Source organism: Acidimicrobiales bacterium (assembly GCA_041394265.1).
Lineage (GTDB): Bacteria > Actinomycetota > Acidimicrobiia > Acidimicrobiales > SZUA-35 > JBBQUN01.
Genome location: JAWKIO010000005.1, coordinates 3,885,041 through 3,899,655 on the forward strand (window position 1 = coordinate 3,885,041; position 14,615 = coordinate 3,899,655).

A 14,615-nucleotide genomic window follows, 5' to 3' on the forward strand; every position below is an offset into this window, starting at 1 on the left:
TAGGGGCATGATCCATGAACGAGCACACCCCCGAGGCGGAGCCGACGATGGCAATCGCTGATGCGACCCAGGTCGGCTTCGACGCCGATGCCGACACCGGATCGCAGACCGCGATCCGGTCATTCGACGAGTTCTACCGCTCGCATCGACACATCGTGGCTCGCACCCTGGCCCTGACCCTCGGCGACGAGGGCCTCGGCCAGGAGGCTGCAGACGAGGCGATGTCGCGAGCGCTCGAGCGTTGGTCGACGGTCTCGGCCTACGACAATCCCGAAGGCTGGGTGTACCGCACCGGCCTCAACTGGTCGCGGTCGTGGCTGCGACGGCGTCGCCGAGGACACGAGAAGGACCTTCTCGTCGCGTTGCCGGCCACCACCTTCGATCGGCCGGTCGACACCGACCTCGCCCGCGCGATCACCCGACTGTCCGACGATCACCGTGCGGTGGTCGTGCTCCGCTTCTACCGCGACTGGTCCGTGGAGGAAACCGCGGACGCGCTCGACATCGCGCCGGGGACGGTCAAGAGCCGTCTGAGCCGCGCCCTCGACCAGCTGCAGCATCACCTCACGAATCTCGACGACGAAGGACCCCTCCGATGAGCATCGATCTCGAAGAACGACTGGCCGAGGTGCTGAGCGCCGGTGCCGAGTCGATCACGCCCGCCCCGATGAATCCCGCCCGACCCCATGAGCTGGCACGTCGACGTCGACGTCGTCGGCGTGGCGCCGGGGCCGGACTCGCCGCCGTCGCACTGCTCGGTGCGGGGGTGACTGCTTCGGCGTTGCGGGATTCCGACCAGGTCGAGATCGCGGCTGATGGCGGCGACTCCACGACTTCGACCAGTCAGGTCGGCTCGGACGCGGTCGGCAGCACGACCGGTGATCAGCAGACCGATCTTCCGACCAGTACCGGCCCGGCCCTGGCGTGGACCGAGGTGGAGCTGGCGCCCGCCATGGCCGACGGCTTCAGCCAGGCGGTCTGGACCGGCAGTGGGTTCCTCGCCATGGTGTCAGGCATGGAGCAGTCCCTGCTGTTCACGTCCGCCGACGGTGCGACGTGGACTGAACTGGCCTCGCCGCTGCCGGAGGGTGTGGCGATCTCGGGCCTGTGGGCGAGCAACACCACCGCCCTCGTCTGGGGAGACATCTGGTCGACCGATGGTTCGGCCACGTCGGCCGGCCCAACGTCGACGGTGCTCTACCGATCTGACGACGGTGGGAGCACCTGGCGGTCGGCGGGCGAACTCGCGCTGAACGAGGCTGACGCCGATCCGACCGATCGGGCCACGGTGGTCCGATATGTGACGGGGGCCGCCGCGCTCGGCGATCGGGTGGTGCTGTCGGTCGGCACGTCGGCCGAGCTCGACATCCCCACCATCTTGGGGGATCTCGGGTACGACCTCAGCGACGACGGTTCGGGCGCTGGTGCCGTGTATGGCACCGAGACCGATCAAAACGGCGTGGTGACCGTGGTCTACTGCCCGAGCAGCGGCGCCAGCGTCAGCGACGGAAGCTGTCCCGACGAGATCCGACTGTCGGCCGACGAGCTCGGGCTGACACCGGGCGAGGCATCATTGGCCGACACGATCGGATCGGGAGGACAGACGTCCTTCGCCGTCGCCGAGGACGGTGGCGACTTCGAGTTGGTCGAAGCTCCGGTCCAGGGCTGGCCGGGCCAACTGGCCGTCTCGGCCGATCGGGTTCTCACCCAGCTCTGGAGCGAATCGGGATCGGCCGTGCTGGCATCGACCGATGGTCGTACGTGGACGCAGGAGCGGCCACTCGGCGACGCCGAGGTCAACCAGCTCGTCAACGTCGGGAATCGGCTGGTGGTCACCGGCTACGGCGAGCAGGGAATGGTGCGGGCATCGAGTGACGACGGAGGTCGGACCTGGCAGCCCATCGACGGCCTCCCATCCGAGGTGTCAGACCTGGTCGGCGGACCGGCAGGGTTCGTTGCGACGGGGATGTCGGGCGTGGCTGACGCCGTCCAGGAGCTGGTGATCAAAAAAGACGGCTATTGGGTCACGCTTGGCGAGACCGTGCGTGTGGTCGAGATCGCCTCCGGTGACACGGTGCTCGAGTTCGGGCCCGAGGTGACGTCGGGCGACGAGATGCCGCCCGAGGTGATCGAGAACGAGGGCCCACCGTGGACCCTGACGTTCCTCGATCCGGAGACGGGCGAAGAACTCGTGACGGTCGACGAAGACGACCTGAATCGTGCCGGCTACGACGACGGCAGCGACGCTCCATCGGGCACGATCGTCGGCTACTCCGCCGACGGGACCGCCTGGGGTTGGCAGACCGTGACCGACGCCTTCGGTGTCGACGGTTGGCCGATGATCGCCGTCGGGGAGCAGTCGGTGGTCGCGATCGTGACGCCGGACAGCGATGGCTCGGCGGCGCAGCCGGGGACGCGCTACTTCGTGGCCTCCGTGCCTGACTGACGTTCGAGGTGGATCAGGGGAGGCGTCGTTGCGGCGCCTCCCCGTTCACGCGAGCGCTGACGCCGCTCGCCGTCTCAGTGAGTCACGGGTCTCCCGCACCGCGAGCACGACGAAGAACTCCGTGACGCACAGCGCAGCGATGGTCGCACCACCGGCCGTTCCATAGTGGAAGCTCACCGTCAGGCCGACGATCACCGCGAGGGAACCGATGAGGATCGAGAGGCCCATGATGGCGGGGATGCGATGGACGAGGAGCGACGCGGTCGCCGGCGGCCCGACCAGGAGACCGAAGACCAGCAGCGTGCCGATCGCCTGAAAGCTGGCCACGATGCTGAGGGCCAGCAGGGCAAGCAGCACGGTCTGTGCGAGTCGGGGATACATCCCGAGCGTCTCGGCTTTGGCTCGGTTGAAGGTGAGGGCGAGAAACGGGCGGTAGAGGACGAGGCTGGCCACGGCGACGACGAGGGTGGCGATTGCCTGTGAGCGAATGTCGCTGTCGGTCACTCCCAGCACGTCGCCGAAGAGCAGCGTCGTGACCTCGGTCGCGAACGAGCGAGCTCGCGACACGATCACGATGCCGATCGAGAGCATCCCGACGAACAGCAGGCCGACCGCGGTCTCCTCTCGCACCGAGGTGCGCGACGAGACCAGGCTGACGAGCCCGCTCATCACGAGGGCGGCGACAAAGGCGCCGATGAGTGGACTGAACCCCCACAGCACCGCCAGAGCGATGCCCGGGATCACGCCGTGAGCCAGAGCATCGCCGAGAAAGGCCAGTCCGCGCAGCACGACCCACGTGCCGACCAGTGAGGTGGCGATGACGGCGATGAGGCTGCCGATCAGGGCGCGCTGCATGAAGGCCGGTTCGAAGGCATCGAGCAGGAGCGTCATCGGCGGCAATCCTTGGTCATCCGAGTGCCTCGACGATTCGTTCTGCGTTCGTGCGCATCATCTCCACGTAGGTCGACCCGCCCGAGCCTGGCTCGCCGAGCGACTCCGAGAACAGTTCGACCACGTGGACGTCGCCGCCGACCTCGGCGGCAAGGGTCTGTGCGAGCTCGTTGGACGAGGACGTGTCGGCAAAGATCGCAGCGACGCCCTCGTGCTCGATCTCCTCGGCGAGAGCGGCCAGATCCTGAGCACTGGCCCCGTCTGCCGTCGAACCCGAGGGGATGACCGCACCGACCACGTCGAAACCGTAGCGTTCGGCGAAGTAGCCGAAGACCTCGTGGTTGGTGATCAGTACACGGCGATCGGACGGAACGGCGTCGAGGATCGCCGCGACCTCGGTGTCGAGGGCGGTGAGCTCGGTGACGTAGGCGTCGATGTTGGCCTGGAGCGCCGCCGTATCGACGCCGTCGAGATTGGCAAGAAGGAACTCGCCGATGGCGTCGGCGGCCTGCGCCATGCGAGCGACGTCGGTGAAGAAGTGGGGATCCGCACCCTCGTGATCATGCTCGTCGTCGGCATGGTCTTCTTCGTCGGCATGGTCTTCGTCGTGGCCCTGCTCGGTGAACTCGAGCTTCTCGACGGCAGCGATCGCCTCGAAGGTCGGAATGCCATCGGCCTCGGCGCTCTCGATCACGTCGAGCAGGGTCTCTTCGAAGTCGGCGCCGTTCACGATCAGCACGTCGGCACTCTGGATCTGGTTGACCTCCTGCGCAGATGCTTGGAAGTCGTGGGGATCGGCGCCGATCGGCATGATGGTGACGACCTCGGCCGTAGCGCCCACCAGCTCGCCAACCACGTCGCCGAGGATGTTGGTGGTCACCACCACGGTCGGGCGGTCCGCATCGGACGTCTGCGCTCCGTCGCCCGAGCTGTCGGTCTGGCCACAGGCGCCGACGAGTGCGGTCGCCCCGAGGAGCGCGGCCAGCCACCGTGTTCGCTGCCGGGCCACGATGCCACCTCCAGGATTGAGAATCACTCCCGAAGCGTAAGGTCGGCCCTGGTCGCCCCACAACCCAAAGCGAGAACCATTCCCGGTTTCGCTGGCTAGCCTGTCGCGATGTCGTTGGCGATCGAGGTCGACAAGCTGGAAGTTCGCTATGACGATCGCGTCGCCCTCGGCGATGTCACCATGTCCCTCGATGCCGGATCGTCGCTGGCGATCATCGGGCCCAACGGGTCGGGGAAGTCCACGCTCCTCGCCGCCATCGCCGGCCTCGCGAAGCCGTCTCGGGGTGCGGTGTCGACCTTCGGTGTGTCCCCCGCCTTCGTGCTGCAGTCGACCGAGGTCGACCGAAGTCTGCCGATCACGGTCCGCGACACCGTCGGTCTCGCTCGATACCCGAGCCTGGGTCTGCTGCGTCGGTTCGGCGCTCGTGATCGCCAGGCGGTGGCCGATGCCCTCGAACGTCTCGACATCGCCGATCTGGCCGACCGTCAGATCCACGAGCTGTCGGGCGGCCAACGGCAACGGGTGCTGGTCGCGCAGGGCCTCGCCCAGGAGAGTCCGATCCTGCTCCTCGACGAGCCGATCACCGCACTCGACATCGGGTCGCGAGCCATCATCCTCGACGTCATGAGTGAGGAACGGGCCGCCGGCCGCACCGTGCTGATGACGACGCATGATCTCGACGATGCGCGTCGATGCCAGTTCGTGCTGCTCCTGCGGACGACGCCGGTCGCCTACGGAACGCCGGCCGAAGTGCTCACCGAGGCCCACCTGGCTCGTGCGTTCGGCGGACACTTCGTGCGAGTTGGCGACCGGCTACTCCTCGACGACCCGCACCACCATCACCATCACCACTGAGTCGCCGCGTCGTCACGGCTCCGGTGTCGGTTGATTCGCATGTTCAATCACGGTGGACCGGACGAGGATCCGCTCGGCTCTGATGTCGAGCGACGACATGGTGTCGACCGATGGGGACGACCATCGGTCGGCCGGCGACCGGATCGGTCATCACGTGCGACGCCAGGCCGAACACCTCATCCACGAGGGCCTCGGACACGACCTGCTCGGGAGGTCCGAGCGCTGCGATCCGGCCATTCGCCATGGCCACCAAGAAGTCGGCGTAGCGGGCTGCGAGGTTGAGTTCATGGAGCACCATCACCACCGTCGTCCCTCGGCGCCGGTTGAGATCGACGAGCAGATCCAACACCTCGACCTGATGGCTGACGTCGAGATAGGTGGTGGGTTCGTCCAACAGCAGGATGTCGGTGCGTTGGGCCAAGGCCATGGCGATCCACACTCGCTGACGCTGGCCGCCGGAGAGTTCGTCGACGAGGCGGTCGGCGAGATCGGCGGTGCCGGTCATGGCGAGTGCCTCGGTGACAGCCTCGGCATCGTCGGTGCTCCACCGACCCATCCAGTTCTGGTGCGGATGTCGCCCACGGGCGACGAGGTCGGCTACGGCGATGCCTTCGGGGGCGAGTGGAGACTGTGGCAACAATCCGAGCGTCCGGGCGACGTCTTTCGTCGCCCGCTGCCGAAGGTCTTTCCCGTCGAGAACGACCCGTCCCTCGCTCGGCTCGAGTAGGCGGACCAGCGCTCGCAGCAACGTCGACTTCCCGCAAGCATTGGCGCCCACGATCGCCGTGATCCTGCCGGTCGGAACAGCGAGGTCGAGGGCCTCGACGACCGTTCGGTCGCCATACGCGAGCGTGACGCTCTCGGCGCTCAACTGGTGGTCGCAGTTCATCTGTTCCTCCGGCCGGGACACCCGCTTCATGAGCCGACTCGTCGTTGGGTGGTGATGAGGACGTACACCAGGTACGGCGCGCCGAGGGCGCCGGTGATCACGCCGACCGGGTAGCGGGTGCCGAACGACCACTGGCCGACGAGGTCGGCCCCGAGCACGACGGCGGCGCCGACGAGCGCCGCCGAGATCAGCAGCGATTGCGAGGTGCCGACGATGCGGGCGGCGATCGGCCCGGCGAGGAAGGCGACGAAGGCAATGGGACCCGACGCTGCGGTCGCGAAGGCGATCAGTGCCACGGCGGAGAGGATCACGGTCAGGCGCGTGCGCTCGACCGCTACGCCGAGGGCAGCCGCAGCGTCGTCGCCGAGGCGAAGAAGGTCGAGGCCTCGTTGGGTGCTCCAGAGCACCGGACCGAACACTACGAGGGCGGCGAGGGCAGGAATGACCTGCTCCCACGTGGTGGCATTGAGGCTGCCGGTCAGCCACCGCAGTGCCGTCTGGATGTCCCACGACGCCGAGCGAACGATCACGTAGGCAACCACGCTGTCGAGCATGGCCGAGACCGCAATGCCGATCAGGATCAGGCGGGTGCCGACGAGTCCGTCGGCGTAGGCCAACAGCGCGATCACGGCAGCGACGGTGAGTGCGGCGGTGACCGCGAGGGCTGAGACCCGAGACTCGTTCCAGCCCAGCCACACGATGCCGACGACGCCGGCCGCACTCGCCCCGGCGCTGATGCCGATGATGTCGGGTGACGCCAGCGGGTTGCGCAGCATCGACTGGAATGCTGCTCCGGCCATTCCGAAGCACGCACCGACCACGACGGCCAGCACGGCGCGGGGTAGACGAAGCTGGCCCACGGTGAAGGAGGCGCCCTCGACGTCTCGCCCCGCGATGACCTCGAGCACCTCGCGAGGGGAGTAGGTGGTGTGCCCGTACATCAACGACGCGGCGAACAACGCAACGACGACCGTCGCGAGCACGCCCGTTGCGACGGCGCAACGCCGAACGCGCTGCCGGCGACCGGACTCGATCGTCGCGATGAGTGTCGTGGTGGTCGTCAACGCAACCTCACGCGATCACTGCGGATGACGCCGATGAAGACGGGGGCACCGACAAAGGCAGTGACGATTCCCACGTCGAGCTCCGACGGTCGGGTCACCACTCGACCCACCACATCCGAGCACACGAGCAGAACGGCCCCGCCAAGTGCGCAGAACGGAAGCAGGTGCCGGTGATCCACCCCGACGACGGCTCGCATCAGATGAGGAACGACGAGACCGACGAAGGCGATGGGTCCGGCCACCGCCGTGGCCGCCCCCACCAGCGTGACCGCCCCGAGCGAGGCAACCAGCCTGGTTCGAGCAACCCTCGCCCCCAGTCCGGCGGCAACGTCGTCACCGAGCGCAAGCGCGTTGATCCCGCGAGCCGACCCGAGGCAGACGAGGGCCCCGGCGGCGAAGAACGGCGAGACCAGAGCGATCCTGTCCCATTCGGCTCCGCCGACCCCGCCAATCTGCCAGAAGCGGAACTGGTCCATGACGTCGACCCGCGGGAGAAGGATCGCGCTGATCAATGAGCTGAAGGCCGCCCAGGTGGCGGCGCCGGCCAGCGCCAGCTTGATCGGGGTGGGTCCGCCGAAGCCGGTCGACCCGAGGACCCAGACGAAGAGTGCGGCACCGGCGCTACCGGCGATGGCCACCCACAGATACCCGAGGGGGCTCGACAGACCGAAGAACGCGATGCCGATCACGACCGCAAGCGACGCGCCCGAGGAGATCCCGAGGATGCCGGGGTCGGCCAACGGATTCCGGGTGACGCCCTGGAGGGCGGCTCCGCCGATCGCATTGGCGGCGCCAACGAGGACGGCGAGCACCGTTCGCGGGAGACGCTGGCGGACGGCGATCTGCGAGAGGTTGTCCTCGCTGCCACCGAGCGCCGACACGACGTCGTCGAGGGAGACGACCCGCGCCCCGAGCGCCACCGAAGCGAAGAGCGCAAGCGTCAGCACGACCAACGTGGAGGCGGCGAGGGTGATCGTCCGGCTCGATGTGAGCCGGAGTCGTTCCGGCGCCGTGCGTTCGCTCGCTGACCGGTCCCTGCTGGTGTTGGAGGTGATCGTCGATGCCATCGCAGCGACGATCAACCGGCGTTCGCCGCGGCGGCTGCGAGCAACGAGAAGTAGTCGTCGATGTTCCAAGGAATGGACAGCGGTGACGGGTTGGCCGACGCAGCGAGTGGGGTGGAGTTCTCGAGGACGGCGACGGCGCCGTTTGCGATCGCCGGGATCGATCCGATCAATGGGTCGGCCTGGAGCGCAGCAAGGGTGGACTCGTCGCCGTAGGCGACGAACACATCGGCGTCGGCGAACAGATCGGCCTGCTCGGCGCTGATCGTGTCGTAGAACGCTTCGGTGCCGGCTGAGCGCTCGGCGACGACATCCGGTGTCTGGATGCCGAGTTCCATCAGGAACCCGGGGCGGGTGTCGTGGGTGGTGTAGAAGCCGATCTGGCTCGTGTCGGCCGGGTCGATGTAGGAGAAGACGACCTTCTTGCCTTCCAACTCGGCGTGGCCGCTGAACGCCTCGGCCACGATGGCCTCGAGCTCGGCGATCAAGGCTGCGCCCTCGTCGGCCATCCCCATCGCCTCGGCGTTGATCGCGATCATGTCGTGTACCGACGTGCCCCAAGCGACCTCGGGGTACGGAATGGTGGGAGCGATCTGGCTCAAGGTGTCGAAGTCCTCCTGGGTCAACCCGGAGTACGAGGCCAAGATGACATCCGGCCCGGTGTTGGCGACGGCTTCGAAGTCGATGCCGTCGGTCTCGTCGAACAGCACGGGTGTCTCGGCGCCGAGCTCGTCGAGCCGGGCCTCGACCCAGGGCATGATGCCGTCGCCGTCATCATCACCCCAGGTGGCCTTGGCCATGCCGACCGGCACCACGCCGAGGGCAAGGGGCACCTCGTGGTTGGCCCAAGCGACCGTGGCCACACGCTTCGGCGCAGCCTCGATGACGGTCTCGCCATAGACGTGCTCGATGGTGATGGGGAAGGAGCTGCCCGCTTCGCCGGCGGTGGTGGCGTCGTCGGATGCCTCGGTGATCGGCGACTCGGAATGATCCGCATCGGGCGATGCCGACGCTGCCTCGGTCGTGGAGACCGCAGGAGCGGCCGTTTCGTCGACGGCGTCGGTGCTGCCGCACGAGGCGGCGATCAGCGCTGCGGCCAGCAGCAACAGGGGGTAACGGGCAACTCGCCAGATCATAAACCAGTCCTTTTCTCAGATGTTAAGTTACCCTAACGCATGAGAAGTCGAGTGCCAACCAGCGCATCACCGTCCAGCGATGCGACGTGCCGACCGGTCGAGAAACGCCGCGACGCGCTCCACTCGATAGAGCGGGAGCAGGGCGAAGCCGAGCCCGTTGTAGGAGAAGAAGACGAACATCGTGAGCAGGGTGCCGAGATGGAACGCGACGATGCTCGGTACCCAGATCCGGCGGAACCGGCCCCCGAACAAGGCCAATGGCGCCAGGAGTTCGACGGCCAAGCCGGCGAGGGCCATCGGGCCGAGGAGTTGCGCTCGGCCGATCACGAACGTCGCGAGCGGCGGCCGAGGTTCACCGAGCAGGTCGAGACGAGTCGCCGAATAGGCGATGTGGTTGGCAAGCGTCGTGCCATCGGCCCAGGCCAAACCTCCGTTGCGGAGCTTGGCGATGCCGGCCAGGGCGTAGGTGATCACCGTGATGATGGCCATCAGTCGGACAGGCCAGCCGTGGTGCGCCGTCCGACCTTCCACCGAAGCGCGCCGTCCCGATCGCAGCGAGAGGGCATCCGCCGCGGGCGACCATCCAAGGACCAGGAGGTGCAGCGTGACGAGGTGCTCGAAGTGGAGCATCTGGCCCCACGAGGCGTGGTAGGTCGCCCAGGCGAGCGTGCCCAGCGCGAAGACCGGCCCCGAGACCCGGTACCAGACACCCGCAACGAAGCCGGCGCCGCTGAGCGCTGAGAGAGCGAACAGGGTCCAGAGCCACTCGGGTGCGACCGGTCCGCTGAGGAGACTTGCCAGTCCGACCGGCTCGAACTCGTCGGCTGGGCGGCGGGCGAGTCGGTCGAACTCGCCGAAGCTGACGAACAGGTTGACGAGGGCGTAGCCACCGATGGCGAGACGAAGCGTTGCCAGACGTTCGGGTGGCGCCGGTTCCTGGAGCCAGTCGTCAAGACGGCGCGGCCACTGCGCTGGCTGAAGGCGGCGAGCGACGGACCTCATGACGCTGTCTCGCAGCTGGCGTGAACGTCACGCTCGAGCAGCGATTCCTCGCCTCGCAGGCGGGCAATGGTGTCGTGGCGTTCGGTGGCGATCTCGATGGCCGCCAGGTCGGCGTTCACTCGATTCGCGATGTCTTCACAGACCCGTCCTGCGTCGCCACGGCGGACCGCATCGTTGAGAAACGACTGCGCAATCAGGCGATCGCGGCTCTCGGCGATGGCCAGTGCCGACAGCGTTCGGCGGCTTCCTTCACGGTCGATGCCCGACGCCGTCACGAACGAACTGACGTTGCTTCGAGTGCCCGAGTACATCGGATACGTCGACAGCGGGAGGCTGTCGGTATTGCGGACGGCCGGCGAGAGCAGCGCAGCGATCACGATCGGCGTGACCACTCTCGGCCACCACGATCGCTGGGTCGGCGTCGACTCGCCGACCGGTGCGGTGTTGGGTCGTTTGGCGGAGGGTTCGTGCATCGGACGCAGACTCGTCGATTGGGCCGTGACTGCTACGTTGGCACCCGGCTCGGCTCCGGGCCGGATCGGAGACCACCAGATGCCCACTGTTGCCCAACTCATGGTGTCGGCGCTGCGCGCCCTCGAGATCGAGAACTTCTTCTGCCTGCCCGGCGTGCAGAACGACGACTTCTTCGATGCGCTGGTCGACGCGCCCGACATCCGCCCAATCGTCACTCGCCACGAGCAGGGCGCCGGCTACATGGCGTTTGGCGCATCTCAGCTCACCGACAAGCCGTCGGCCTTCGCCGTCGTGCCGGGCCCGGGCATCCTCAACGCCGGAGCGGCCCTCACCTCTGCCTATTGGGCCGGCGGCCGGACCCTCGCCATCGTGGGCGCCATCCCGGCCGGAGCCAAGGGCAAGGGCATCGGCCTCCTGCACGAGCTGCCGAATCAGAGCGCGGTGCTCGAGCAGGTGACCAAGCACAACGAGTACATCGAGTCAGGCGAGACGGCGGTCGAGCAGGTCAACCGAGCGCTGGTTGCCCTCCTGTCCGGTGAGCCCCGACCGGTCAGCGTCGAGGTGCCGGTCGACGTCTGGAGCCACGAGGTCGACACGCTGATCGATCGACTCCCCGAGCTCGAGCCGGCACCGACGCCCGATGCCGACGCACTGGTCGCCGCCGTTGCCGCCGTTGGCGCGGCCGAGCGCCCGCTGATCGTGGTGGGCGGCGGCGCACACGGCGCTTCAGCCGAGGTGCAGCAGCTCGCCGAGTTGTTGAACGCACCGGTGACGACCCGCCGCCAGGGCCATGGGGTGATCGACGCTCAGCATCCGCTGTGGGCGCCGATGCCGGTCGGGCGTGAGTTCTGGCGGGACGCCGACGTCGTTGTCGGCATCGGGACCCGAATGGAGTTCCCGATCATGCACTGGGGCGTCGACGACGCCATGAGCATCGTGCAGATCAACCTCGACGCCGACGAGCTCGATCGCCATGGGCTCGGCGCCATCGGACTCCACGGCGACGCGGCAACGACGGTCCGCTCGCTGATCGAGGCACTCGATGGCCGAGTCAGCTCGATCGCCGATCGTCGGGACGAGGTGGCGGTGCGGCGTCGTCGCTTCGAGAGCGACTCAGCCGTGTTGGCGCCGCAGCGGGCGTTCCTGGCGGCGATCGCCGACGCCATGCCCACCGACGCAATCATCGTCGAAGACGTCACGCAGCTCGGGTTCGCCGCCCACATCGCCTACGACTTCCACTCGCCGAAGTCGTTCCTCACGTCGGGGCCAGCGGGCACCCTCGGTGCGGGAGTGGCCCACGCCATCGGCGTCCAGTCGGCAGCTGGTGATCGCCGAGTCCTGAATCTCGTGGGCGACGGCGGCTTCTTGTTCAGTGCAACCGAGCTGGCGACCGCCAAGCAGTTCGACATCCCGGTCACGATCCTGCTGCACGACAACCGGTCGTACGGCAACGTCAAGGGCATCCAAACGAGTCGCTTCGGCGAGGACCGCCTGATCGCCTCCACCCTCGAGAACCCGGACTTCGTGGCCATGGGTGAGGCGTTCGGTGTGCGGAGCCGGGGCGTCGAGACGGCCGACGAGTTGCGCGACGCGCTTGCCCAGGCCGTCGCTCACGACGGGCCGTCGATGGTCGTGCTTTCGACCGGCGACCTGCCGAGCCCGTGGCCATGGCTGCGCATGCAGCGAGTGCGCGGCTGAGCAGGCGGCATCGATCACACCGACGCTGCTACGTTCCGGACATGACGACGCAGGACGTGCCACCGGTCGACCCATTCGCCGACGAGGCCCCGCCCGAGACGGCCGTCGTGCGGCCGGGGGAGGGGCTCGACTGGGGTCGGATCGAGGCGTACCTCCGAGCAGAGCTGCCCCGCGACCTCGATCTGAGCGGGCCGTTCGAGGTGCTCCAGTTCCCCAACGGCGCAGCCAACCTCACCTACATGATCCGCTTCGGTGCGACTGAACTGGTGCTGCGCCGTCCACCCTTCGGCACGCTGGCACCCGGCGCCCACGACATGAAGCGCGAGTACAAGGTGCTCTCGCGCCTGTGGGAACACTTCGACGCCGCTCCACGGGCGTACGTGTTCTGCGATGACCATGACATCGCCGGCGCCGACTTCTTCGTGATGGAGCGGCGTCGTGGCGAGGTCATTCGTGGCGTGCTGCCCGAGTCGATGCGTCACCTTCCCGATGTCGGGCACCGTTTGGGCCTCGCCCTGGTCGACGCCATCGCCGCGTTCCACCTGCTCGATCCCGACACCTGCGGGCTCGGCGACCTGGGGCGTCCCGACGGATTCGTCGAGCGCCAGGTTGGCGGTTGGAAGAAGCGCTGGGACCTCGTTGCCGATCCGGTGCACGATCCCGAGATGACCGCCATCCACGCCCGACTCGAGGCCACGATGCCGGCGAGCCAGCGGGTGTCGTTCGTCCACAACGATCTCAAGCTCGACAACGCCATGTTCGAGACCGGCAACCCCGATCGGGTGGTCGCGTTCTTCGATTGGGACATGACCACCCTGGGCGACCCGATGATCGACATCGGCACGCTCCTCAACTACTGGCCCGACCCTGACGACAGCGACGACGTCCGGCGATCGAGCCACGACGGCATGACACGAATGAGCCTGCCCAGTCGAGCCGAGGTGGCGCAACGCTACGGCGAGAAGACGGGCCTCGATGTCTCGGGCATCGGATGGTACGAGGCCTTCGCCCAGTGGAAGACCGCCGTCGTGGTCCAGCAGCTCCATCACCGATGGAAGGTGGGCGACTCGACCGACGAACGTATGGCCACCATCGCCGACAGCATTCCGGCCCTCATGCGGACGGCTTCACGATTGTTGGAGGCGTGATGAAGTTCGGATTCGTGTTGCCCAACAACTGGGGGCTCGACAACGTCAACGACGTGGTCGACATCGCCGCCGAGGCGGAAGCGCTCGGGCTGGACTCGGTGTGGGTGAACCACCACATCCTCAACGTCGGCTACATCGAGGATCGCCTCGACGACCGGCCGTACCACGATGCGCTCACGGTGTTGGCCGCTGCCGCCGTGCGCACCGAGCGGGTGAAGCTCGGCACTTCGGTGTTGGTGCTGCCCTATCTCCACCCGATGGCGCTGGCGAAGACGCTGGCCACCATCGACCAGCTCAGCGGCGGGCGGGTGATCGCCGGTCTCGGGGTTGGCAGCTTGCCCGAGGAGAACGAAGCGCTCGGTGTGATCTACGAGGATCGTGGTCGATACGCCGACGAGAGCATCGAGGTGATGTCGGCGTTGTGGACGCAACGCGAAGCGAGCTTCCCCGGTGAGTACTTCACGCTCGACGGGATCAAGGCGTCACCCAAGCCCCAGCAACAGCCTCTGCCGATCTGGATCGGCGGTGCGGGCGGACCGGCTCGTCGCCGAGCTGCTCGTCATGGACACGGCTGGCACCCGATGTGTTCGGTCACCGGTCTGGCTCGTCGGATGCCGAAACTGGTTGCGGCGCTCGAAGCGGAGGGCCGGAGCCGAGACGACATCACGGTGGCACCCAGGATCCTCACCACCGACGTGCCCGATCGGGCGTCGGTGCAAGCGTGGGCCGACGCCGGTGCCGATCAACTGATCGTCGGCACCGCCACACCCGACCTCGCCGAGATCCGGCAGGGCCTCGCCCACGTGGCGTCGTTGATCGCCGCCTGAGCACCAACCCACCAACCTCCGGGGCTCCGTCCAAACTCACCAAACCTCCGGGGCTGCGTACGCTCAGCGGCGCGGAAACCCGGAGGTTGTCAGGAATTGGACGCAGGCCCGG

Annotated in this window: 14 protein-coding genes; 6 read left to right on the plus strand and 8 right to left on the minus strand. The window is 67.6% G+C overall.

What is annotated here, in order from left to right; translation table 11 throughout:
- Positions 1–14: 14 nt before the first annotated feature.
- Both R2733_18755 and R2733_18760 read left to right on the plus strand, forming a co-directional pair.
- On the plus strand, positions 15–599 hold the full coding sequence (locus tag R2733_18755) for a sigma-70 family RNA polymerase sigma factor (GenBank protein ID MEZ5378552.1): 585 nt from the start codon (positions 15–17) through the stop codon (positions 597–599).
- On the plus strand, positions 596–2,446 hold the full coding sequence (locus R2733_18760) for a hypothetical protein (protein MEZ5378553.1): 1,851 nt from the start codon (positions 596–598) through the stop codon (positions 2,444–2,446). Before R2733_18755 ends, R2733_18760 begins: the two co-directional genes overlap by 4 nt.
- A gap of 45 nt (positions 2,447–2,491) precedes the next feature.
- On the opposite strand, the gene aztB is transcribed toward R2733_18760, so the two are convergent.
- Positions 2,492–3,337 (minus strand): zinc ABC transporter permease AztB, encoded by an 846-nt coding sequence (aztB, locus tag R2733_18765; protein MEZ5378554.1) that lies wholly within the window; start codon positions 3,335–3,337, stop codon positions 2,492–2,494.
- A 16-nt stretch (positions 3,338–3,353) separates the two neighbouring features.
- Positions 3,354–4,373, minus strand: a complete 1,020-nt coding sequence (locus R2733_18770) for a metal ABC transporter substrate-binding protein (GenBank protein MEZ5378555.1) — start codon at positions 4,371–4,373, stop codon at positions 3,354–3,356.
- 81 nt (positions 4,374–4,454) lie between these two features.
- Here R2733_18770 and aztA point away from each other — a divergent pair, with 81 nt between their 5' ends.
- Positions 4,455–5,201, plus strand: a complete 747-nt coding sequence (gene aztA / locus R2733_18775) for a zinc ABC transporter ATP-binding protein AztA (protein MEZ5378556.1) — start codon at positions 4,455–4,457, stop codon at positions 5,199–5,201.
- Between the two features lie 43 nt (positions 5,202–5,244).
- Here aztA and R2733_18780 read toward each other — a convergent pair whose 3' ends face one another.
- From R2733_18780 to R2733_18805, 6 genes are all read right to left on the minus strand, one after another.
- Complete coding sequence (locus tag R2733_18780; GenBank protein MEZ5378557.1) at positions 5,245–6,120, minus strand: ABC transporter ATP-binding protein; 876 nt, start codon at positions 6,118–6,120, stop codon at positions 5,245–5,247.
- A complete protein-coding gene (locus tag R2733_18785) occupies positions 6,117–7,154 on the minus strand; it encodes an iron chelate uptake ABC transporter family permease subunit (GenBank protein MEZ5378558.1) in 1,038 nt (345 codons plus the stop codon). Before R2733_18785 ends, R2733_18780 begins: the two co-directional genes overlap by 4 nt.
- Positions 7,151–8,221 carry an iron ABC transporter permease gene (locus R2733_18790; protein ID MEZ5378559.1) on the minus strand — a complete coding sequence of 357 codons (1,071 nt, stop codon included), beginning with the start codon at positions 8,219–8,221 and terminating at the stop codon, positions 7,151–7,153. Before R2733_18790 ends, R2733_18785 begins: the two co-directional genes overlap by 4 nt.
- Before the next feature lie 11 nt (positions 8,222–8,232).
- Positions 8,233–9,354, minus strand: coding sequence for an iron-siderophore ABC transporter substrate-binding protein (locus R2733_18795; protein ID MEZ5378560.1), 1,122 nt, complete (start codon positions 9,352–9,354; stop codon positions 8,233–8,235).
- Between the two features lie 66 nt (positions 9,355–9,420).
- Positions 9,421–10,356 (minus strand): HTTM domain-containing protein, encoded by a 936-nt coding sequence (locus R2733_18800; protein ID MEZ5378561.1) that lies wholly within the window; start codon positions 10,354–10,356, stop codon positions 9,421–9,423.
- On the minus strand, positions 10,353–10,829 hold the full coding sequence (locus R2733_18805; GenBank protein MEZ5378562.1) for a hypothetical protein: 477 nt from the start codon (positions 10,827–10,829) through the stop codon (positions 10,353–10,355). The genes R2733_18800 and R2733_18805 overlap by 4 nt, the downstream gene beginning before the upstream one ends.
- A gap of 79 nt (positions 10,830–10,908) precedes the next feature.
- On the opposite strand from R2733_18805, the gene R2733_18810 reads away from it, so the two are divergent.
- The 3 genes from R2733_18810 to R2733_18820 are packed head-to-tail and all read left to right on the plus strand — an operon-like array spanning position 10,909 to position 14,503.
- On the plus strand, positions 10,909–12,528 hold the full coding sequence (locus tag R2733_18810; GenBank protein ID MEZ5378563.1) for a thiamine pyrophosphate-binding protein: 1,620 nt from the start codon (positions 10,909–10,911) through the stop codon (positions 12,526–12,528).
- Between the two features lie 41 nt (positions 12,529–12,569).
- Positions 12,570–13,676 carry a phosphotransferase family protein gene (locus R2733_18815; protein MEZ5378564.1) on the plus strand — a complete coding sequence of 369 codons (1,107 nt, stop codon included), beginning with the start codon at positions 12,570–12,572 and terminating at the stop codon, positions 13,674–13,676.
- Positions 13,676–14,503, plus strand: a complete 828-nt coding sequence (locus tag R2733_18820) for a TIGR03619 family F420-dependent LLM class oxidoreductase (protein ID MEZ5378565.1) — start codon at positions 13,676–13,678, stop codon at positions 14,501–14,503. Before R2733_18815 ends, R2733_18820 begins: the two co-directional genes overlap by 1 nt.
- The last annotated feature ends 112 nt before the right edge of the window (positions 14,504–14,615 follow it).

Coding starts and splice junctions, on each gene's coding strand:
- R2733_18755 (MEZ5378552.1), top strand. CDS start 15: ATGAACGAGCACACCCCCGAGGCGGAGCCGACGATGGCAATCGCTGAT.
- R2733_18760 (MEZ5378553.1), top strand. CDS start 596: ATGAGCATCGATCTCGAAGAACGACTGGCCGAGGTGCTGAGCGCCGGT.
- aztB (MEZ5378554.1), bottom strand. CDS start 3,337: ATGACGCTCCTGCTCGATGCCTTCGAACCGGCCTTCATGCAGCGCGCC.
- aztA (MEZ5378556.1), top strand. CDS start 4,455: ATGTCGTTGGCGATCGAGGTCGACAAGCTGGAAGTTCGCTATGACGAT.
- R2733_18780 (MEZ5378557.1), bottom strand. CDS start 6,120: ATGAAGCGGGTGTCCCGGCCGGAGGAACAGATGAACTGCGACCACCAG.
- R2733_18790 (MEZ5378559.1), bottom strand. CDS start 8,221: ATGGCATCGACGATCACCTCCAACACCAGCAGGGACCGGTCAGCGAGC.
- R2733_18795 (MEZ5378560.1), bottom strand. CDS start 9,354: ATGATCTGGCGAGTTGCCCGTTACCCCCTGTTGCTGCTGGCCGCAGCG.
- R2733_18800 (MEZ5378561.1), bottom strand. CDS start 10,356: ATGAGGTCCGTCGCTCGCCGCCTTCAGCCAGCGCAGTGGCCGCGCCGT.
- R2733_18805 (MEZ5378562.1), bottom strand. CDS start 10,829: ATGCACGAACCCTCCGCCAAACGACCCAACACCGCACCGGTCGGCGAG.
- R2733_18810 (MEZ5378563.1), top strand. CDS start 10,909: ATGCCCACTGTTGCCCAACTCATGGTGTCGGCGCTGCGCGCCCTCGAG.
- R2733_18815 (MEZ5378564.1), top strand. CDS start 12,570: ATGACGACGCAGGACGTGCCACCGGTCGACCCATTCGCCGACGAGGCC.
- R2733_18820 (MEZ5378565.1), top strand. CDS start 13,676: ATGAAGTTCGGATTCGTGTTGCCCAACAACTGGGGGCTCGACAACGTC.